Consider the following 19,754-nt stretch of genomic DNA (forward strand, 5'->3'; position numbering starts at 1 on the left):
CTGGCGGAGCGCGGACGGGGGACGGCCGTGCGCCCGCGTGCGTCCTGGTCCTACAGGTCTCCGAAGGCCCCGTGCCGCCCCGCCCCCGCAGCGAACCGCCCCGCCCCCTCCAGGCTCTCCGCCAACACCCCCACCCCGTGCCGGAGTTCCGCCCGCAACGCGGCCGTCTCGTCCAGGCCCTCCTGGTCGAGGACGGACGCCCGGTCCGCGCGCAAGCAGGACTGCGGGAAGCGCGCGATCCCGGCGGCCAGGGCCTCCGCCTCCGCGCGGGCCATGCCCGTGGGGACCACCCGATTGACCAACCCCATCTCGTACGCCTCCTGCGCCGCCACCGGCCGTCCCGTAAGGATCATGTCCAGCGCCCGGCTCGTGCCGATCAGGCGGGGCAGCCGTACCGTGCCGCCGTCGATCAGCGGGACGCCCCAGCGGCGGCAGAACACGCCGAAGACGGCGTCCTCCTCGGCGACCCGCAGATCGCACCAGAGCGCCAGTTCCAGGCCCCCGGCCACGGCGTGCCCGGCGACCGCCGCGATCACCGGCTTGGACAGCCGCATCCGGGTCGGGCCCATCGGGCCGTCGCCGTCCTCGGTGACCCGGTTGCTCCGCTCGGTGCCGGGCGCCTTCAGGTCCGCGCCCGCGCAGAACGTCCCGCCCTCACCCCACAGCACCGCCACCCGCGCCTCCTCGTCCGCCTCGAACTGCCGGAAGGCGCCGGCCAGTTCGGCGGCGGTCGGGCCGTCGACTGCGTTGCGGGCATCGGGGCGGGACAGGACGACCGTGGTGACGGGTCCCTGGCGTTCGACGCGGACGGGCATGGTGGAATCCCCTTCGGCGGGCGACAACCAGGGGAGTGTTCCATGGCGGTACGGGGTACGGACGCGTCGGTCGCGGTGGTGACCGGTGGCAACCGCGGCATCGGGCTCGAAGTCGTCCGGCAGCTCGCGGAGCGCGGATACCGGGTCGTCCTCGGGGCGCGGGACGAGGACAAGGGGCGGGCCGCTGCCGCGTGGGCCGATCCCGGCGGGGAGCGGGTGAGCGCCGTGCGGCTCGATGTCTCCGACGACGCGAGCGTCACGGCCATGGCCGCCCGGGTGACCGAGCATCTCGGGCGTACCGATGTCGTCGTCAACAACGCCGCGATCCTCTACGACACGTGGGCACGGGCCCGCTCCGCCGACCTCGACGAGGTCCGGCGGGCCCTGGACACCAATCTGTTCGGCGCCTGGCGGGTCACCCAGGCCCTGCTCCCGCTGCTGGAGCGCAGCCCGCATCCCCGGGTGGTCAACGTCAGCAGCGAGGAGGGCTCACTGGCCGGGATGCGTGGGGGCACCCCCGCGTACAGCGTCTCCAAGGCCGCGCTGAACGCCCTCACCCGGCTGCTCGCCGGTGAACTCGGGCCTCGGCGGGTGCTGGTGAACGCCGTCTGCCCCGGCTGGACCGACACCGACATGGGCCGCGGCGGGCGTCCGGTGTCCGAGGGCGCCGCCGGTGTCGTATGGGCGGCCACGCTGCCGGACGACGGACCGACCGGCGGCTTCTTCCGGGACGGCAAGCCGATTCCCTGGTGAGCGTCGGGTGCCTCACATGTCGGGGGCTCTCAGCCGTCGGCGCGCCTCAGATCACCTTCCAGCGCACCAGCACCCCCAGTGTCAGCGCCCCCGGCAGAATCGGCAGCCACACCGTGATGATCCGGTACGCCAGCACCACCGCCGTCGCCACGGCCGCCGACCCGCCCGCCGCCACCAGCGCCACGATCAGCGCCGCCTCGACGGAGCCGAGACCACCCGGGGTGGGGATCAGCGCGACCGCGACCGTGGCGGCGAGATAGGCGACCGCCATGTGCAGGGGCGGCACGTCGAGGCCGAGTGCCTCGCCCACCGCGACCAGCCCGGCCGCCTGGAGAGCCGGGAACGCGAAGGCCCCGCCCCACAGCGCCAGCGCCCGGGACGCGCGCGTGTGCACCGAGCGGGCCTCGCCGAGCGCGGTGCGCAGGAAGGAGAGCACGGCGGTGCGCACCCGGCGGATCAGCGCCAGGATGCCCGCCGTCACCAGTACGGCAGCCGCCACGCCCAGCAGCAGGGGGACCACCGCCCCCTCCGGCAGCAGGCTGCTGAGCCGCAGCGCGTCGGGGAACGCCAGGAGCAGCGCCGCCAGCAGGGCGACCCGGCCTATGGACTCGGCGAGGAGGTAGAGCGCGATGGCCGCCGAGGAGCGGGCCAGCGGCAGCCCGCACACCGTCATGAACCGCAGGTTGACCGCGCTCGCGCCGAGCCCCGTGGGCAGCAGATGGTTGGCGGCGCCCGCCGCGAACTGCGTGGCGAGCAGCCGGGCCGAGGGCAGCCGCTCGACCACGGCACCCTGCCGGCAGCAGGCCGCGGCCACCCAGGTCAGACAAGTGGCGCCGGCCGCCGCCAGCAGCCAGGGCCACTCGGCGGTGCCCAGATGCGTGAAGCCCTCGGCGAGCACGGCGCGGTGCTGCATCGCCACCACCGCGACCAGCACGAGCGGAAGCAGACACAGGATCTGCCGGACGGGGACGCGACGGGGGAGTCGTCCCTTGGGCGAGTCGGGGAGTTGTACGGCTGTCACACTCGGAGAGGTTTTCCGCGCCGCGCCAACGGCGGGTTGCGGAATCGGGGCTTCCGGCTTACGTCCGGTCATCGGGACCCTCGGCCCGGTCGGCGTCTTGACCTCAACGAAGCTTGAGGTTCTACGTTCTCTCCCATGAGCATGGAGACCACAGCGTGGACACAGCTGCACACCGTCATGAACGCCGAGCAGGAGCGCCGCCCGTTCGCCCGCGACACGCTGCGCCGCATCGGCGCCTTCGCCCGCCCCCACCGCAGACGCATCGCGCGGTTCGTGGTGCTCGGCGTGGTCACCGCGCTGCTCGCCGTGGCGACTCCGGTCCTCGCCGGCGGGGTCGTCAACGCGATCGTGGCGGGCGACGACGAGGGCAGAGTCGTACGGCTCGCCCTGCTGATCGCCTTCATCGCGGTCGTGGAGGCGGCGCTCGGCATCCTCGCCCGGCGGCTGTCGGCGACGCTCGGGGAGGGACTCATCCTCGATCTGCGGACGGCCGTGTTCGATCATGTGCAGCGCATGCCGGTCGCGTTCTTCACACGTACCCGTACGGGAGCGCTCGTCTCCCGTCTCAACAACGACGTCATCGGCGCCCAGCGGGCCTTCAGCAACACCCTCTCCGGAGTGGTGAGCAACCTCGTCACGCTGCTGCTCACCCTCGTCGTCATGCTCACCCTGTCCTGGCAGATCACCCTGCTCGCGCTGGTGCTGCTCCCGGTGTTCGTGATCCCGGCCCGCCGCATGGGCCGCAGGATGGCCCGGATGCAGCGGGAGGCGGCCACCCTCAACGCGGCGATGGGCACCCGGATGACCGAGCGGTTCTCCGCCCCCGGCGCCACCCTCGTCAAGCTCTTCGGCCGCCCCGAGCAGGAGTCCGAGGAGTTCGCGGCCCGGGCCCGCCGCGTCGCCGACATCGGGATCCGCACCGCCACCGCCCAGTCGGCGTTCATCACCGCCCTGACCCTGGTCTCCGCCCTCGCGCTCGCCCTGGTCTACGGCCTCGGCGGCTGGTTCGCCCTGCGCGGCAGCCTCGACCCCGGCGCCGTCGTCGCGCTGGCCCTGCTCCTGACCCGGCTGTACGCCCCGCTGACCGCCCTCGCCGGAGCGCGTGTCGAGGTGATGAGCGCCCTCGTCAGCTTCGAGCGCGTCTTCGAGGTGCTCGACCTCGAACCCCTCATCCAGGACAGGCCCGACGCCAAGGACATCCCCGAGGGGCCGGTCTCCGTGGAATTCACCGACGTCCGCTTCGGCTACCCGTCCGCCGACAAGGTCTCCCTCGCCTCCCTGGAGGAGGTCGCCTCCCTGGACACCCGCAGCGGCTCCGAGGTCCTGCGCGGCCTCTCCTTCCGTGCCGAGCCGGGACAGACGGTCGCGCTCGTCGGCTCCTCCGGCGCGGGCAAGTCGACGATCGCGAGCCTGCTGCCGCGGCTGTACGACGTCGACGGCGGCGCCGTACGTCTCGGCGGCGTCGACGTCCGCGAGGTGAGCGCCCGTTCCCTGCGCGCGACCCTCGGCATGGTCACCCAGGACGGCCATCTGTTCCACGACACGGTCCGTGCCAACCTGCTGCTGGCCCGCCCCGCCGCGAGCGACGGGGAACTGTGGGACGCCCTGCGCCGCGCCCGCCTCGACCACCTCGTGCACGCCCTGCCCGACGGCCTGGACACGGTGGTCGGTGAGCGTGGCTACCGCCTCTCCGGCGGCGAGCGCCAGCGGATGACCATCGCCCGGCTGCTGCTGGCCCGGCAGCGCGTCGTCATACTCGACGAGGCCACCGCCCACCTCGACAACACCTCCGAGGCCGCCGTCCAGGAGGCCCTCGCCGAGGCCCTGGAGGGCAGGACCGCGATCGTCATCGCACACCGCCTGTCGACGGTACGGGCGGCCGACCAGATCCTGGTGGTCGAGGACGGCCGGATCGTGGAACGCGGCACCCACGACGAACTGCTGGCGGCGGAAGGCCGTTACGCCGAGCTGTACCGGACGCAGTTCGAGGAGCGGTCCGGCGCGGCGACGGAGATCGAGGCGGCGGCGTAGACACACGGGACGGCAGCGGAGCGCTGCATTCGGCCAAGAACGGCCAACTCGCCACTCGGGAACACACAAAGACCGACAGCATCGTTGCTTCCCTTGGGTTCTCATCCTAGGGTTCGTTCGGTTTGCCAACAGCACCGAACAAGATCTGACGCTCCCTCACGCATTGCAGAGCCGCACTGTCGTCCCGAGGAAGGCCACGGTCATGCCGCACTCTCCCGAGTCTCCCGCCGGCCACCCGATCCGTCCCCTGTCCGTGAGTCGCCGCCGTCTGCTGGAGGGCGGAGCCGCCGTCCTCGGCGCGCTGGCCCTGTCCGGCCTGCCCGCCCCGGCGCGAGCGGCCGACGGAGCCGGGGCGGCTGCCGACTCCCCGGAGTGGAACGGCAACATCAGCCTCTTCGAGGTGGGCGCCGAACCGCCCCACACCACGCTCATGCCGTACGCGGACGTCAAGCAGGCCCTCACCGCCGACCGCACCAAGTCGCCGTACCGCCTGAGCCTGGACGGCACCTGGAAGTTCGCCTACGCCGACCGCCCCGACGACCGGGACACCGACTTCCACCGCGCCGACGTCGACGACAGCGACTGGGACACCATCCCGGTCCCCTCGGTGTGGCAGACGCACGGCTACGACCGCCCGATCTACGTCAACATCACCTACCCCTACTGGGGCCCCAACGGTCTGGGCGAGGAACCGCAACCGCCCGCCGCGCCGACCCGCTACAACCCGGTCGGCCAGTACAGAAGAACCTTCACCGTCCCCCGCGACTGGGCGGGACGGCGCACGTTCCTGCACTTCGAGGGTGTGAAGTCCGCCCACTACGTGTGGATCAACGGCGAACTCGTCGGCTACCGCGAGGACTCCTACACCCCGGCCGAGTACGACATCACCAAGTTCCTGAAGCCCGGCAGCAACCAGATCGCGGTCGAGGTCTACCGCTACTCCGACGGTGACTGGCTGGAGGACCAGGACATGATCCGGCTGAGCGGCATCTTCCGCTCGGTCTATGTGTACTCCACGCCGGCCGTGCACCTGCGCGACTTCAAGCTGGACACCCCGCTGAGCGGTGACTACAAGTCCGCCCAGCTGTCGGTGACGGCGAGCGTGCGCGCTTACGAGAGCGGCGCCTCCGGCTCGTACACCGTCGAGACCCAGCTGTACGACTCCGGCGCAAACGCCGTCTGGTCCCGGCCCCTTCAGCAGACCGCCGCCGTCGGACCGGCCGGCGAGGACACGACCGTACGGGCGACCAAGTCCGTGCCCGCGCCCAAGCTGTGGTCGGCCGAGCACCCGTACCTGTACACCGCCGTGCTGCGCCTGCGCGACCCGGCCGGCAAGGTGATCGAGACCCTGTCCCACCGGGTCGGGCTGCGCGAGTTCGCGCTGAAGGACGGACTGATGCGCATCAACGGGCAACCGGTGTCCCTGCGCGGCACCAACCGCCACGAGATGCATCCCGACCGCGGCACCGCGCTCACCCGCGCCGACATGGTTCAGGACATCGGGATCATCAAGCGGCTGAACATGAACACGGTCCGCACCTCGCACTACCCGAACAACACGGTGTGGTACGAACTCGCCGACGAGTACGGCCTCTACCTGGTCGACGAGACGAACCTCGAAACCCATGGCATCCGCGGCCAGTACCCTGGCGACCACGCCGACTGGACCAAGGCCTGCGTGGCCCGCGCCCGCAACATGGTCCACCGCGACAAGAACCACGCCTCGGTCGTCATCTGGTCCCTCGGCAACGAGGCCGGCACCGGCACCGCGTTCAACGCCATGTACGACTGGATCAAGTCGTACGACACCACCCGCGTCGTCCAGTACGAGGGCGACGACCGGCCCGGCGTCAGCGACATCCGCTCCGAGATGTACGACAGCCCCGCCCGTGTCGAGGACCGCGCGAAGGACACGGCGGACACCCGGCCGTACGTCATGATCGAGTACTCCCACGCGATGGGGAACTCCAACGGCAACTTCAAGAAGTACTGGGACCTCGTCCGCCGCTACGACGTCCTGCAGGGCGGCTGGATCTGGGACTTCGTCGACCAGTCCCTCAGCTGGCCGACACCGACCCGCAAGCTGCTGACCGAGACCGGCCCCGCCGCCCTGCGCGGCGAGATCCTCGCCCCCTCCGGCACCTTCGACCGCGCCAAAGGCGTCTACGGCGGCACCGTCTTCGCCCGCGACCCGCGCCTGGATCTCACCGGCTCGCTGACCCTGGAGGCCTGGGTCACCCCGCATGTGACCGGCTACCACCAGCCGATCATCGCCAAGGGTGACACCCAGTACGCGCTGAAGCAGACCACCAGGAACCTGGAGTTCTTCATCCACGGCGGCGGTCAGTGGATCACCGCCACCTGGCCCCTGCCGGCGGCCGGCTGGACCGGCACCGAGCACCACATCGCGGGCGTCTTCGACGCGGACGCGGGCACGCTCACCCTCTACGTCGACGGCGAGGCCAAGGCGACCCGCACCACCACCCGCAGGCCCGGCAGCAACACCGCGCCGCTCTGCCTCGCCACCGACGTCGACAACTCGACCCGCGAGTTCAGCGGCACGATCCGGCGCGCCCGCGTCTACGCCCGCCCCCTGAGCGCCGCCGAACTCGCCTCCGGCAGCCGGGGACCGGGCGAGGAGGGCGTGCGTTTCTGGTTCGACGCCGCCACCGCCGGCTTCACCGAGAAACAGCCGAAGGACAAGACCTTCTTCGCCTACGGCGGTGACTGGGGCGACAACCCCAACGACGGGAACTTCGTCGCGAACGGCATCGTCACCGCCGACCGCGGACACACCGGCAAGGCCGCCGAGATCAAGCATGTCTACCAGGCGATCCACGCGGCCCTCGGCGAGGGCGGCGCGATCACCCTCACCAATGAGTACCTGTTCACCAACCTCCGTGAATTCGACGGCGGTTGGACCCTGCGAGCGGACGGCAAGGCGGTCCGGCAGGGCAAGCTCAGCCGGGCCCAGCTCGATGTCCCTTCCCTGTCGAGCAAGGACATCACCGTGCCGGTGGAGCTGTCGGGGGAGGCCGAGTACTTCCTTGAACTCTCCTTCACCACCAAGGAGTCCACGAAGTGGGCCAAGGCGGGCTTCGAGGTGGCCCGGCAGCAACTCGCCCTGGGCTCCGGCAGTCCGGCCGTGACCCCGGTGCGGCTGGACAGCGTGCCTGCGCTCGCGTACGTCGACGGCGAGGAGTCCGTCACCGTCACGGGCAAGAACTTCTCCGTCACCGTCGACAAGAAGAGCGGCGTCATCACGTCGTACGAGGCCGCGGGCGCCCGGCTCATCAGCTCCGGGCCCGCGCCGAACTTCTGGCGCGCGCCGACCGACAACGACAGGGGTAACGGCCAGCACACCCGCAACCAGACCTGGCGGGACGCCGGCACGAACCGCGAGGTGACCGACGTCAGCGTCCGCCCCCTGCGCGACCGGGCCGTCGAGATCAAGGTCAGCGGCACCCTGCCGACGACCACGGAGTCGACGTACACCACCACCTACACCGTCTTCGGCAACGGCGAGATCAAGGTCGACAACACCCTCCACCCGGGGGCGAGTTCACTGCCGTACATCCCCGAGGTCGGCACGCTTCTCTTCCTCCCCGGCCGCCTGGACCGGCTGCACTACTACGGCCGCGGGCCCGAGGAGAACCACTGGGACCGCAACAACGGCACCGACGTCGGCCTGTACTCCGGCACCGTCGCCGAGCAGTGGACCCCGTACATCCGCCCGCAGGAGAACGGCAACAAGACCGACGTCCGCTGGGCCGCCCTCACCGACCGCTCCGGCGCCGGACTGCTGGTCAGCGGCGAGCCGCTGCTGGAGATCAACGCCTCGCACTTCACCCCGGAGGACCTGTCGGCGGGCGCGCGCCACGACTACCAGCTCACCCCGCGAGAGGAGGTCGTCCTGCGGGTGAACCACCGCCAGATGGGCGTGGGCGGTGACAACAGCTGGGGCGCGCACACCCACGACGAGTACAAGCTGTTCGCCGACCGGGACTACGCCTACACCTACCGGCTGCGCCCTCTGACCGACCTCGCCGAGGCGACCCGGGCCTCGCGGCGGCCCACGTCGACGGAGTGAATTCAGACGCGGCGGCCGGGTGCGGCCGTACGACCGACCGCCGCGGCCAGTTTGCGCAACCGGCGCCAGTCCAGGCTTGGTTCGCGTCCGGCGCGCCCCGGCCGCTTGCGCGGTACGCGGACACTCAGCGCGCCGGGCGCGACTCGGCAGCGGACCGGCGAAGGGAGCACCAGCGCCTCGCCGTCGAGGCCGACCTCGACCTCCGCCCGGTCGGACTCGACGACGACCTCGGGGGCGGTGTGGACGGTGAGCGCGGCCGGGGCGGGGTCGAGGATCAGCGCGGCGGCCTCGGCCGCGCTCTCCACCCGTATCCCGAGGACGCCGAGCACGCCCGTGTCGAGCCGGTCGCGGCGGCCGAAGCCGAAGGGATCGCCGGTCCGATACGGGTTGTTGCTCACCAGCACCGCCTGCGGGGCATCCAGGGCGACCTCTCCCGCGCGGGCGGTGAGCCGCGGCCCCTGCCGGCCGGTGAGCAGGTCGGGCAGCAGCTCCAGACTGGTGCCGAGCTTGTCGTCGCGGTACGAGGGGCTCTGCACGATCGCCGCGTACGCGCCGAAGGAGGCGTTGTTCACGAACGGCCGGTCACCGGCGAAGCCGAGGTCCACGCGGAGTTCGACGCCGTCGGTCAGCGCGTCGAGGCAGGCGGCGGGGTCGTCGCGGTCCAGGCCCAGGTCCAGCGCGAAGTGGTTGCGGGTACCGGCGCTGATGACCAGGAACGGGAGGCCGTGCTCGGCGGCGACGGCCGCGACCAGCGCCTGGGTGCCGTCGCCGCCCGCGGCCCCGAGCAGATCGGCACCGTCCGCGACGGCGGCCCGGGCCAGCGCGGTGACATCCTGCGGCCGCTCGGGATCGAGTACGACGACCCGGGCGCCGAGCTGTTCGGCCCGCTCCCGCAGGCCGTAGCGGACGACCTTCCCGCCGCCGGAGCGCGGGTTCATGATCAGGAACGGTCGCTTCGGCGGCGGGCACCGGCGCTCCTTCACCCGGTTCGACCCGGTGCCGCGCAGCGCGTACCGGCCGCACCAGACGGCGAGACCCCCCAGAGCCAGCGTCAGCGGCAGCGCCCAGAAGACGGTGGCGGCGAACAGGGCGACGAGGCACGCGGGCACGACCAGGGCCACCAGCGCCGCCACCCATCTGAGCGGCCCGCGCAGACTCACCGTCCACCACACCGCGGCCGCGGTCACGACAAGGCCGACAGCACCGGCCATCAGCAGCACCACGCCTTCGAGGCCGCCGTACCAGAGCGGCACGAGCACGGCGAGCCCGGCAGCCGCCAGCGCCGCCCTCGCGGCCCACCGCTGCGTGCGATAGCTCCGTCCGCTCACGTCGTCGATCACGTGGTCATCGTAGGGGTGGACGCCCGGCATACAGCAGGGCTCACGCAGCGGCGCGAAGACCCCGTTGCGACGCCACCGCCGGCTGGCGGGCGATGTTGTTGTCGGACAACCGCATGGCCCCGAACGAGGGATGCCTGCCTCCTCCGTTACGGGCTATGCCCCGGTACCGGCGTGCCACCCGTGTGCGCGGCCGCGTTGCACCGGCATGGACTGCACAGCCACGACCGGCCCGCTCCTCCTGGAGCGCGAGGACCGACCGGCGTCGTACGGCGCACCCGCCCTGATGGGCCGGCACGATCCGCCCATCTATGCCGCGATGGTCAGCGAGTGGCGGGCCGGCGGGCGGACGGTGCCCGGCACGTATGACGCGCAGTGGACCGCCCTCGCCTCCGGTCCGCCCGCCGTGGCCGGAGGTTCCGCGTAGGGGTCAGTTCGGGCTGGCGTTGCCGCGGTGAACGGGCCGGGCGGCCGGCGTCCCGCACATCGGGCACCGCCGCTTCGGGTCGCCCTGGGCGGCGAGCCGGCCGAGGGCGAACTGGAGGGCCAGTTCCACGGCGGCGGGTACGAACAGGGCACCGCTGCCGTCGGGCGGAACGAGCCAGCGCAGCCGCCCCGCGAGCCGGTGCGGCGCGGGCACCGCGATCCACGACCCCTGGCCCGCGTACCGGATGCCCGAGCCGATCCAGCGGCCCTGGGGGTCGGGCGGCAGGAAGAAGGCCACGCGGCGGGCGGCGGCGTCCATCAGCGCGGGACCGGGAGGCTGGGGGATGCACAGCAGCACGTCCAGGGCGAGCACGCCCAGTTCCTCCGGCACGCTCAGCACGTCCCAGAACCGCCCGCAGGCCAGCACCGCGATCCCGTCCACGTCATGCCACTGCCGCTTGCACATCCGTGGGTCGGTGGCGGCGGCGGCGAGCCATTCGACAGCCTGCTTCGTCCCTGTGCGCAAGGTGTCCTCCGGGGTCCATCGGCCCGCGCGAGCGGACCGCACTCTTCCCTCACTGCCAGGGCGGCCGACCAGGCGCTTTTCATGCTGGTAGATATTTCTATCGCGCGGAAGGGGTGGCGAACCGTGGCGAATTCCTGGGGCCGACCGTTCCGCGGCATGGAGCGCTCTGTGTGGCAGAGGATGGTCCTCTACAACCCCGCGAAGATGCGGGTCGAGCGCTACCGCTACCGCGGAGCGCAGATCAGCACGCCATACAACATCGATGAGGTCGATCCGGACGGAGCACGCTTCCGCCGGACCAACCACGACGATATGGCCTTCCTCGGCCGGGGCAGCGAACACCTCACCTGACTCATCGGGTCACGTGGAGAGCCGGATGCCCGGCCAACGGGCACGTCCGGTTCGGCGGGCGGGGACGGGAAGACCGACACCGGCAACGGTGCACGCGTCCCGTCCCCGACCCACCCCTTGGGGATCCGGCCCACCGTCGGCTCCTGCCGGGCGAAGCAGAGCAAGCCCGACCGTCGGCGACCTACCGCCGCCCGCACGGCGTGACCTACTTCCACGGCTGCTACTCCGTGGGCGACGACCGGCTGTGGGGCGTCAACCGGCGCCGCAAGGGCACTGCCAACACGCTGTCCGCGCTGAAGTCGATCAGCGCCGCCCGGCCCGACGGCGCCCCGAAGCACTTGAGTTCGCGGTAACCGCTCAGCTCCTTGGGCCTACTGCCGCGCCGTCTGCTTGCTGCGACTCCACCGCCCTCCCAGGTACCAGGACAGCAAGGGTGCTGCGCGCTTCGCGCCGCAGTGTACGGCGCCGAGCAAAGGTCGCAGTAAGAGCGAGGACCGAGACTGTACCCCCGTAGAACACAGCAGCGATCGTGGAGAGGAGCCCGATCGTCATCGGGCACGCACCTTTCTTCCCCCGTTCGGCTCGCCCGGGTCGTAGCCCAGGGCGAGCGTTGATGCGTTTCCTCTCCACCATACGTGCGCCGTCAACTCCCGTGCGCACCCTGGGCAACCCGGCGAACCTTCGCGGTCACGGCACCAGGTCGGCAGCGCAGCCGGTTGCCGCTCCACCCGGGGCGCCGGCCAGGGCCTGGGTGTACTTGAGTGCGCCCCAGTGCTCCGCCAGCCCCCGGCCCGCACCACGCCACGACAGGGCAGTGGCCCGGGCGAGGGTGTGGAGCACGTCCCAGAGGGTCACTTCGAACTGCCGGGGCAGCTCCGTCGGCAGGATCGGGACGAGGGCGGGCTTCCGGCGGAGCGGCTCGTCCTCATTCTCCTTGCGCTTCTCGTCGTCCGCCGTGATGGCGGCCTTCACCTTCCCGACGAGCGCGTCGTCGGAGTGGACGGAGACGTTCGAGGACTGGGTCAGGTCCTGGAGCACTTCCTCGGCCGGCTTCAACAGCTCTCCTTCACGGTGTGCGAGGGCGGTTCGCCATCGGCTGGACCGTACGGAAGGGACGAGCGGCGCACGCAAGTGCGCAGGGGCGCGTGACTTGGACTTCGGCTTGGGCGGGCCGAAGTCGGCGCCTTGGCCCCGCCTCGCTCGCGAGTCCCGCGCTGCCGAGGGGCCTCCGGCGGGCGGCAGGCAGCGAGCCGGCTTCCGGGGCGGTCGAGCGCCGACCGTCCGACGGCCAAAGGGACCGTGTTCCACGAACCAGAGCGATGTCGGTGCCCGACAGGCCGGTGCGTGGACGCACGTCGTCCGTGTGCAGAGTGGTCTCCCGCACCTTTGATGGCTCATCAGGCAAGTCAGCGTCCGGTCAGCATGAGGCGCCGGGCTCTCCCGGACAATTGCCCGAACAGGCGCCGGTGCGGCGCGAAAGCCCAGGCGTGAAGCTGTCTCGCCCGAGCGCAGCGATGTTCCTCACCATCCTCGGCCGGCGTGTCCCGGTGTACAGTCGAGACCGCCCTTGACCTGCATAAAGCAGGCAGGGAGCCGTCACATAGGAGTCCAAAGTGCTGCGTACTCTGTTCAAGTCCAAGATCCATCGCGCCACTGTCACCCAGGCCGACCTGCACTACGTGGGATCGGTGACCATCGACGCGGACCTGCTCGACGCCGCCGATCTGCTGCCCGGCGAGCTGGTGCACATCGTCGACATCACCAACGGCGCCCGGCTGGAGACGTACGTCATCGAGGGCGAACGCGGCTCCGGCGTGATCGGGATCAACGGTGCCGCCGCCCATCTCGTGCACCCCGGAGACCTGGTGATCATCATCAGTTACGCTCAGGTCTCCGACGCCGAGGCGCGGGCGCTGAAGCCGCGGGTGGTGCATGTGGACGGCGACAACCGGATCGTGGCCCTCGGCGCCGACCCGTCCGAGCCGGTGCCGGGTTCGGACCAGGAACGCAGCCCGCAGGCCGTACCGGCCTGACCGGCGCAGGACCCAGGAGCGTGCCCATGAGCGACATCGAGATCCGCGACGACCGGGCGGCGGGCCGTCTGGAGGCGTTCGCCGGGGCCGAAGTGGTCGGCCACATCGAGTACTTCGTCCTCGAAGCCCCCGGGCACGCCCTGGTCCCCGTGCACACCATCGTCGAGCCCGCCCACGAGGGACAGGGCATCGCCGGCTCCCTCGCCCGCGAGCTGTACGCCATCGCCGAGCGCGAGGGCACGGTCGTCGCACCCCTGTGCCCGTACGTCGTCAAGTGGGCGGAACGCCACCCCGACGAGGCCCCCGCCGCCGACCCCGGACTGCTCCGCGCGGCGAAGGAATGGCTCGTGGCACACCCCGGCCGCTTCTGATGCCCCTCGCCCTGCTGCACACCTCACCGGTCCACGTCCCCGTCTTCGACGCCTTGCGCGACGAGACCCGTCCGGGACTTGAGCTACGGCACTTCGTGGACGAGCGGCTCCTGGAACGGGCCCGTGTCGAGGGACCCGACGCGGTCGCGCACGATGTGTCTGCGGCTCTTCACCGCGCTGTCGCCGACGGCGCGCGTGCGGTGCTGTGCACCTGCTCGACCATCGGAGGCGTGGCGGAGGCCGCGGCCGCCGAGGTCGGGGTGCCCGTCCTCCGTGTCGACCGCCCGATGGCCGCGACCGCGGTCGCGACCGGCCACCGGATCGTCGTCCTCGCCGCCCTGGAGAGCACGCTCCGCCCGACAGCGGACCTGATCGAGGAGGAGGCCGAGCGCGCGGGACGCCGGGTCACCGTGGAGACCCGCCTCGTCGAGGGAGCCTGGCCGCGCTTCGAGGCAGGCGACACGGAGGCGTACGTACGGCTGATCGCGACCGCCGCCGACGAAGTCACCTCCGCCGACGCGATCGTCCTGGCCCAGGCCTCGATGGCCCCGGCCCAGCAGTTGACGACGACCACCGTCCCGGTGCTCTCCAGCCCGCGCCTGGGCCTGGCGGCCGGGGCCCAGGCGGGTGACTGCACCGGCGAGCCGGGGTACGCGGGGCAGTAGTCCAGAGAGCCGCTCTTCATTTCAGGCTGGAGGACACGATGACCAACCCGTACCCGGACCCGGTCCACCCGGACCCGACCCCAGGGCCCGCGCCGACGCCACCCCCCGACCCACACCCGTCCCCGGGCCCGGTCCCCACACCCCCACCGCCCGGCCCCCAACCGGTCCCGGACCCGAACCCGTCGCCGATCCCGCCCGGTCCGGAGCCGGTCCCGAACCCGGAACCGGGCCCACCGCTCAGGTGACAGAGCGGGGTGCGCAAAGTGCAGGGAAGGGGCGCGGGGAACTGCGCGACCAGCCCCACACCCCCACCGCCCGGCCCCCAACCGGTCCCGGACCCGAACCCGTCGCCGATCCCGCCGGGCCCCGAGCCGGTCCCGAACCCGGAACCGGGCCCACCGCTCAGCTGACAGAGCGGGGTGCGCAAAGTGCAGGGAAGGGGCGCGGGGAACTGCGCGACCAGCCCCCACACCCCCGCACCCGCGACACGACCGATCCGCCCGACCTCTCAGGCGGACACCTCGGACCGATCCCCGCCCCACAACGTGTGGAACGAACCGGCCCGGTCGACCCGCCGATACGTGTGCGCCCCGAAGAAGTCCCGCTGCCCCTGCGTAAGCGCCGCAGGCAACCGCTCGGCACGCAGTGCGTCGTAGTACGCGAGGGCCGCGGAGAAGCCGGGCGTCGGTACGCCCTGCCGCGTCGCCGACACGATCACCTCGCGCCAGTCGTCCTGCGCCTCGGCGATCTCCCGTGCGAACGTCTCGTCGGACAACAGGCTCGGCAGATCGGCCCGCGCGTCGTACGCGGAGCGGATCCGGTCCAGGAACGCCGCCCGGATGATGCAGCCGCCGCGCCAGATCGCGGAGACGGCACCCAGGTCGATGTCCCAGTCGTACTCCGCGCGCGCCGCGTCGATCTCGTGGAAGCCCTGCGTGTACGACACGATCTTCGACGCGTACAGCGCCTGCTCCACGCGGTCGGCGAACGCGGCCGCCTCGGACTCGCTCAGCGGAGCGGCCTTCGGCCCCGCGAGACCCCGCGAGGCCTCGCGGAGTGCCGCGTGGCCGGACAGGGAGCGCGCGAAGACCGCCTCGGCGATGCCCGACACCGGCACGCCCAGGTCCAGCGCGATCTGCACGGTCCACCGTCCCGTGCCCTTCTGCTCCGCCTGGTCCACGACGACGTCCACGAACGGCTTCCCGCTCGCCTCGTCCACGTGCGCCAGCACCTCGGCCGTGATCTCGATCAGGTAGGAGTCGAGACGCCCGGTGTTCCACGTCCGGAAGATCTCCGCGATCTGCGCGGGGGAGTAGCCCGCGACATCGCGCAGCAGCTGGTACGCCTCACCGATGAGCTGCATGTCGGCGTACTCGATGCCGTTGTGCACCATCTTGACGAAGTGCCCGGCGCCGTCCGGACCGACGTGGGTCACACAGGGCGCCCCGTCCGCCGCCTTCGCGGAGATCTTCTCCAGCATCGGGCCGAGCGAGTCGTACGACTCCTTCGGGCCGCCCGGCATGATGCTCGGGCCGTTGAGCGCGCCCTCCTCGCCGCCGGAGACGCCCATGCCGACGAAGTGGATGCCCTGCTCGCGCAGTTCGCGCTCGCGGCGCCGGGTGTCGGCGAAGTGCGCGTTGCCGCCGTCGATGATCATGTCCCCGGGCTCCAGGAGGGGGGCGAACTCCTGGATCACCGCGTCGGTGGGCTCGCCCGCCTTCACCATGACGACCAGGCGGCGGGGCCGCTCCAGCGCCGCCACGAAGTCCTTGGCGGTCTCGGCCGCGATGAACTCACCCTCGTCACCGAACTCCGCCACCAGTGCGTGCGTACGCGCCGACGTCCGGTTGTGCACCGCGACCGTGTAGCCGTTGCGGGCGAAGTTGCGGGCGAGATTGCGGCCCATGACCGCGAGTCCCGTGACGCCGATCTGGGCTGAATTGCTCATTCCGTTGGCTCCTAAGGAATCCGGTACCGGTGGTGCCGGTCGTGGCCGCCAGTATTGCCGCAGTGACCATCTTGACGTGCCGGTACTCCGGCCGCACTTCCGGGTCGCTCGATGTTCCGCAGGCTGATACGCACGAAAGGGCCGGGCCGCCTCACCCGTTTCCCAACCGGAGTTCCCGCCTTGCCTCTTGAGCCACATCGCGGCCGATTGCCGTCTTGTCATGGCCTGTTACGGGCGCTTACTTTTGGCCCTCCTGACGCCTGTCGAGGGGGCACCGATATGGCCGTACGCGGCCGGCACCGCCGGTATCAGCCGAACAGGATCAACCGCGCCTCGCTCACCGTGACGGCGGGCAGCGCCGGGATGGCGATCCCGCTCATCGGTACCGGTACCGCGCAGGCGGCGGACGTGGAGACCTGGGACAAGGTCGCCGCGTGCGAGTCGACCAACGACTGGAACATCAACACCGGCAACGGCTACTACGGCGGCCTCCAGTTCGCCCAGTCCACCTGGGAGCAGTACGGCGGCACCCGGTACGCCCCACGGGCCGATCTGGCCACCAAGGACGAGCAGATAGCCGTCGCGGAGAAGGTGCTCGACGGGCAGGGCCCCGGCGCCTGGCCGGTGTGCTCGGTACGGGCCGGGCTCACCCGGGGTGGGGACACCCCCCAGGTCAAGACCTCGGTGCCGGACGTCAAGCCGCAGACCACACCGCAGTCCCGGGCCGGCAAGGCCGAGATGTACACGGTGGTGCGCGGTGACACCCTCTCCACGATCGCCGAGGAACAGGACGTCCGTGGCGGCTGGCAGCGGCTGTACGACGCCAACCGGACAACCGTCGGGGCGGATCCGGACCTGATCGTGCCCGGGCAGCGGATCGCTCTCGGGGGCAAGGCCGTCACGAAGACGACCCCGACGGCCGCCAAGTCCGCGCCCAAGCAGAAGACTTCCGAGAAGTCCGAGAAGTCCGAGAAGTCCACGGCCGAGAAGACCTCGAAGAAGACCATGGTCTCCCCGGTGAGCGCGCCCACCGGCACGCCGTACCACAAGGCGGGCGCTTCCTGGTCCAAGGGCTACCACACCGGCCTCGACTTCCCCGTCGCCACCGGCACGTCCGTGCGGTCCGTGGCCGGGGGCACGGTGGTCGGCGCGGGCTGGGAGGGCTCCTTCGGCTACCAGGTGCTGATCCGGCACTCCGACGGCCGCTACACCCAGTACGCCCATCTCTCGGCGATCTCCGTGAAGAGCGGTCAGCAGGTCGGCGCGGGCTCGCGTATCGGCCGCTCCGGGTCCACGGGCAACAGCACGGGCCCGCATCTGCACTTCGAGGTGCGGACGGGGCCCGGCTTCGGGACGGACATCGACCCGGTGGCCTACCTGAGGGCAGGCGGGGTCAGGATTTGATGCGCAGCCGGTGCCGGTCCAGGACCGGCACCGGGACGTACGGGCCGCCGTAGAACGGGCCGTACAGGTGCGGCGATGCGGCGCTCGGGGTCGCCTCCTGCTGCGCGGGGAGCACGACGACCAGCTCCTCGGCGGGCGCCGGCGTCGCAGGGACCTCCGCTACTGGCTGCGCAGGTGCCGGAGTGCGTTGGATGCGCTCCGTCGTCAGCAGGATCAGGCCGCCCGCCGCGACCACACCGCAGCTCAGCGCGAGCGCCGTGCCGGCGGTGCCGTAGCGGAAGGTTTCGCCGAACAACGTGATGCCGACCGCGGCCGCGATCACCGGGTTCACGACCGTCAGCACCGCCAGCGGCGCCGCGAGTCCGGCGCCGCGGTAGGCGGCCTGCGACAGCAGCAGGCCGGCCGTGGCGAAGACGCCGATGGTGGCCAGGGACGGCAGGTCGCCCGCCGTCACCCCGCCGCTCCAGTCGACCGCGACGATCTTCGTGAACACCGAGGACATACCGAAGGCGATCCCGGACGCGGTCGCGAGCAGCACGCTGCGCACCACCGGGTGCCGGTGGGCCGCCCGGCCCGCGATCATCAGGGCCACCACGGCACCCGCGGTGACCAGGGCCACGCCGGTGCGCTGCGCGGTGTCGAGCGACTGTGACTCGGAGGCACCGACCAGGGAGAGCAGTCCGGCCAGACCGACGGTCGCCATGATCGCGCCGCGCCAGGCGGTCGAGCCGGCCTTGCGGCCCACGAACAGCGCCGCCATCGGCAGCGCGAAGACGATGGTGAGCGCTCCCAGTGGCTGGACCAGGCTCAGTGGTCCGAAGGCGAGGGCCGCCACGTGGAGCAGTCCGCCGAGGCCGTTCAGCGCCACCGCGGCCCACCAGACCGGACGGCGCAGGGGTGCGTACTGCTGTCCGGGCGTGGACACCGCGACCCGCTCCTGCACGATCGCTCCGCCCGCGTAGGCGACGGCGGAGACGAGCGACAGGAGCACGGACAACGCGAGGGCACTCATGAGCGGCTCCTCTGCGTGAGGCGGGGGCTCTTTGTCCCGCGCGGCCAACGGTCGGCTTCCATAGCCAACACGATGCCCCTAAAAGTTCTTCCCGTCGTCGTACCTGAGCAGGCAATGCCTCCTACTGCCGATGGAGTACAAAACGCCCTCCGTCCTCCCCAGGGTGGGTGGCGCCGCGTAGGGCGTGTACGTCCCCGCCTTGGTACTACTGCTCCTCGTGGACCTCGACCCCGAACTCATCGCGCTCCGCCCACTCGGCGGTTTCTTCGTACTACGCACGTCCGGAGCGCCCGCGGGGTCCTTGCCGACCCTGGCCGAGACCTACGGCCGGACATCATCGGATGTTTACGACAATTCTATGACTTTCCGAGTCCGGAAGGTGGCCGAATCCCTGCGCGCCCCCGAGTTGCGGATCGCGGCGTCGGTGGCCCAGCAGGGGCTCGCGGCCCGGCTGTGGTCGGTGGCGCTCGGCTGCGCGGTCCGCTACGGCCGGCTCCCCGACCTCGACCCCCGGCTGCTGCGCTGGGACCCCGACGGCAGCGCCCCCGACGATCTGTGGCTGACCGAGTTGCGCCCGTCGGCCGGGGACGCGGCGGACGCCGTCCTGCACGCGCACCTGGAACCGCTGACTGCGCTGGTGCACGCGCGTTACCGGGTCGCGGAGGGCCTCCTGTGGGGCAACGCCGCTTCCGCGCTGGCCGGCGCCGCCCGGCAGCTGGAGCGGTGGGCGCGGGCGCACGGCCGTACCGAGGACGCCGTACGCACGCGTGCCCTGGCGGCCGGACTGCTCGCGCACCCCCGCCTCGCGGGCACCCTCGACGCGGACCTGCGGCGGCGCAGTTGCTGTCTCTACTACCGGGTGCCCGGCGGCGGTGTGTGCGGCGACTGCTGCTTCACACGGCCCCCGCGCTCTTCCCCGCGCGCCGCATCTGGGTGACCATGGGGGAACCGGCCGAGACAGGGGGTTGCGG

The 19,754-nt window shown here is 71.7% G+C and carries 17 protein-coding genes and 1 pseudogene; 11 read left to right on the forward strand and 7 right to left on the reverse strand.

All coding sequences use genetic code 11. From position 1 onward, the window contains the following. Positions 1 to 50 precede the first annotated feature (50 nt). Entirely contained in the window at positions 51 to 815 is a 765-nt protein-coding gene (locus RMT89_RS10760) for a crotonase/enoyl-CoA hydratase family protein (protein WP_315883591.1), read from the reverse strand. Positions 816 to 857: 42 nt separating this feature from the next. On the opposite strand from RMT89_RS10760, the gene RMT89_RS10765 reads away from it, so the two are divergent. After that, entirely contained in the window at positions 858 to 1,568 is a 711-nt protein-coding gene (locus RMT89_RS10765) for an SDR family oxidoreductase (protein WP_315883592.1), read from the forward strand. Between the two features lie 46 nt (positions 1,569 to 1,614). Here RMT89_RS10765 and RMT89_RS10770 read toward each other — a convergent pair whose 3' ends face one another. Next, entirely contained in the window at positions 1,615 to 2,589 is a 975-nt protein-coding gene (locus RMT89_RS10770) for a lysylphosphatidylglycerol synthase transmembrane domain-containing protein (RefSeq protein ID WP_315883593.1), read from the reverse strand. 135 nt (positions 2,590 to 2,724) lie between these two features. Here RMT89_RS10770 and RMT89_RS10775 point away from each other — a divergent pair, with 135 nt between their 5' ends. Then, on the forward strand, positions 2,725 to 4,620 hold the full coding sequence (locus tag RMT89_RS10775) for an ABC transporter ATP-binding protein (protein ID WP_315883594.1): 1,896 nt from the start codon (positions 2,725 to 2,727) through the stop codon (positions 4,618 to 4,620). 202 nt (positions 4,621 to 4,822) lie between these two features. Next, positions 4,823 to 8,710 carry a glycoside hydrolase family 2 TIM barrel-domain containing protein gene (locus tag RMT89_RS10780; RefSeq protein ID WP_315883595.1) on the forward strand — a complete coding sequence of 1,296 codons (3,888 nt, stop codon included), beginning with the start codon at positions 4,823 to 4,825 and terminating at the stop codon, positions 8,708 to 8,710. A gap of 2 nt (positions 8,711 to 8,712) precedes the next feature. Here the strand turns inward: RMT89_RS10780 and RMT89_RS10785 are convergent, their stop codons facing one another. Continuing rightward, the gene (locus RMT89_RS10785; RefSeq protein ID WP_315883596.1) at positions 8,713 to 10,050 is read right to left on the reverse strand and encodes a diacylglycerol kinase family protein; all 1,338 of its coding nucleotides are present in this window, start codon (positions 10,048 to 10,050) and stop codon (positions 8,713 to 8,715) included. 205 nt (positions 10,051 to 10,255) lie between these two features. Between RMT89_RS10785 and RMT89_RS10790 the strand changes: the two genes are divergently transcribed. After that, positions 10,256 to 10,474 (forward strand): hypothetical protein, encoded by a 219-nt coding sequence (locus tag RMT89_RS10790; protein ID WP_315883597.1) that lies wholly within the window; start codon positions 10,256 to 10,258, stop codon positions 10,472 to 10,474. 3 nt (positions 10,475 to 10,477) lie between these two features. Here RMT89_RS10790 and RMT89_RS10795 read toward each other — a convergent pair whose 3' ends face one another. Further along, positions 10,478 to 10,939, reverse strand: coding sequence for a hypothetical protein (locus tag RMT89_RS10795; protein WP_399497942.1), 462 nt, complete (start codon positions 10,937 to 10,939; stop codon positions 10,478 to 10,480). A gap of 216 nt (positions 10,940 to 11,155) precedes the next feature. On the opposite strand from RMT89_RS10795, the gene RMT89_RS10800 reads away from it, so the two are divergent. Both RMT89_RS10800 and RMT89_RS10805 read left to right on the forward strand, forming a co-directional pair. Beyond that, positions 11,156 to 11,350 (forward strand): hypothetical protein, encoded by a 195-nt coding sequence (locus RMT89_RS10800; protein ID WP_315883599.1) that lies wholly within the window; start codon positions 11,156 to 11,158, stop codon positions 11,348 to 11,350. Positions 11,351 to 11,464: 114 nt separating this feature from the next. Further along, positions 11,465 to 11,682 (forward strand): annotated as a pseudogene (locus tag RMT89_RS10805) (IS630 family transposase); the annotation flags it as partial. A gap of 355 nt (positions 11,683 to 12,037) precedes the next feature. Here the strand turns inward: RMT89_RS10805 and RMT89_RS10810 are convergent. Further along, the gene (locus RMT89_RS10810; protein ID WP_315883600.1) at positions 12,038 to 12,406 is read right to left on the reverse strand and encodes a hypothetical protein; all 369 of its coding nucleotides are present in this window, start codon (positions 12,404 to 12,406) and stop codon (positions 12,038 to 12,040) included. Between the two features lie 557 nt (positions 12,407 to 12,963). Here RMT89_RS10810 and panD point away from each other — a divergent pair. From panD to RMT89_RS10825, 3 genes are read left to right on the forward strand one after another with little or no spacing between them, the layout of a single operon-like run. Further along, a complete protein-coding gene (gene panD, locus RMT89_RS10815; protein WP_315883601.1) occupies positions 12,964 to 13,383 on the forward strand; it encodes an aspartate 1-decarboxylase in 420 nt (139 codons plus the stop codon). Positions 13,384 to 13,409: 26 nt separating this feature from the next. After that, positions 13,410 to 13,754, forward strand: a complete 345-nt coding sequence (locus RMT89_RS10820; protein WP_315883602.1) for a GNAT family N-acetyltransferase — start codon at positions 13,410 to 13,412, stop codon at positions 13,752 to 13,754. Continuing rightward, on the forward strand, positions 13,754 to 14,419 hold the full coding sequence (locus RMT89_RS10825; protein ID WP_315883603.1) for an aspartate/glutamate racemase family protein: 666 nt from the start codon (positions 13,754 to 13,756) through the stop codon (positions 14,417 to 14,419). The genes RMT89_RS10820 and RMT89_RS10825 overlap by 1 nt, the downstream gene beginning before the upstream one ends. A 508-nt stretch (positions 14,420 to 14,927) precedes the next feature. On the opposite strand, the gene gndA is transcribed toward RMT89_RS10825, so the two are convergent. After that, on the reverse strand, positions 14,928 to 16,367 hold the full coding sequence (gndA, locus tag RMT89_RS10830) for an NADP-dependent phosphogluconate dehydrogenase (protein WP_315883604.1): 1,440 nt from the start codon (positions 16,365 to 16,367) through the stop codon (positions 14,928 to 14,930). Positions 16,368 to 16,646: 279 nt separating this feature from the next. On the opposite strand from gndA, the gene RMT89_RS10835 reads away from it, so the two are divergent. Next, on the forward strand, positions 16,647 to 17,771 hold the full coding sequence (locus tag RMT89_RS10835) for a transglycosylase family protein (protein WP_315883605.1): 1,125 nt from the start codon (positions 16,647 to 16,649) through the stop codon (positions 17,769 to 17,771). On the opposite strand, the gene RMT89_RS10840 is transcribed toward RMT89_RS10835, so the two are convergent. Continuing rightward, positions 17,761 to 18,783: a DMT family transporter gene (locus RMT89_RS10840; RefSeq protein ID WP_315883606.1), complete on the reverse strand. Its 1,023-nt coding sequence runs from the start codon at positions 18,781 to 18,783 to the stop codon at positions 17,761 to 17,763. The genes RMT89_RS10835 and RMT89_RS10840 overlap by 11 nt on opposite strands. 199 nt (positions 18,784 to 18,982) lie before the next feature. Here RMT89_RS10840 and RMT89_RS10845 point away from each other — a divergent pair, with 199 nt between their 5' ends. Then, positions 18,983 to 19,720 carry a (2Fe-2S)-binding protein gene (locus RMT89_RS10845; RefSeq protein ID WP_315883698.1) on the forward strand — a complete coding sequence of 246 codons (738 nt, stop codon included), beginning with the start codon at positions 18,983 to 18,985 and terminating at the stop codon, positions 19,718 to 19,720. Positions 19,721 to 19,754 lie beyond the last annotated feature (34 nt).

It is taken from the genome of Streptomyces sp. P17, assembly GCF_032436805.1.
GTDB lineage: Bacteria > Actinomycetota > Actinomycetes > Streptomycetales > Streptomycetaceae > Streptomyces.

What these genes read in the sequence shown, in the direction of transcription:
- RMT89_RS10800 (WP_315883599.1), top strand. Translation starts at nt 11,156, where the DNA reads ATGGAGCGCTCTGTGTGGCAGAGGATGGTCCTCTACAACCCCGCGAAG.
- RMT89_RS10760 (WP_315883591.1), bottom strand. Translation starts at nt 815, where the DNA reads ATGCCCGTCCGCGTCGAACGCCAGGGACCCGTCACCACGGTCGTCCTG.
- RMT89_RS10825 (WP_315883603.1), top strand. Translation starts at nt 13,754, where the DNA reads ATGCCCCTCGCCCTGCTGCACACCTCACCGGTCCACGTCCCCGTCTTC.
- RMT89_RS10795 (WP_399497942.1), bottom strand. Translation starts at nt 10,939, where the DNA reads ATGTGCAAGCGGCAGTGGCATGACGTGGACGGGATCGCGGTGCTGGCC.
- RMT89_RS10840 (WP_315883606.1), bottom strand. Translation starts at nt 18,783, where the DNA reads ATGAGTGCCCTCGCGTTGTCCGTGCTCCTGTCGCTCGTCTCCGCCGTC.
- RMT89_RS10780 (WP_315883595.1), top strand. Translation starts at nt 4,823, where the DNA reads ATGCCGCACTCTCCCGAGTCTCCCGCCGGCCACCCGATCCGTCCCCTG.
- RMT89_RS10835 (WP_315883605.1), top strand. Translation starts at nt 16,647, where the DNA reads ATGGCCGTACGCGGCCGGCACCGCCGGTATCAGCCGAACAGGATCAAC.
- RMT89_RS10775 (WP_315883594.1), top strand. Translation starts at nt 2,725, where the DNA reads ATGAGCATGGAGACCACAGCGTGGACACAGCTGCACACCGTCATGAAC.
- RMT89_RS10820 (WP_315883602.1), top strand. Translation starts at nt 13,410, where the DNA reads ATGAGCGACATCGAGATCCGCGACGACCGGGCGGCGGGCCGTCTGGAG.
- RMT89_RS10765 (WP_315883592.1), top strand. Translation starts at nt 858, where the DNA reads ATGGCGGTACGGGGTACGGACGCGTCGGTCGCGGTGGTGACCGGTGGC.
- gndA (WP_315883604.1), bottom strand. Translation starts at nt 16,367, where the DNA reads ATGAGCAATTCAGCCCAGATCGGCGTCACGGGACTCGCGGTCATGGGC.
- RMT89_RS10790 (WP_315883597.1), top strand. Translation starts at nt 10,256, where the DNA reads ATGGACTGCACAGCCACGACCGGCCCGCTCCTCCTGGAGCGCGAGGAC.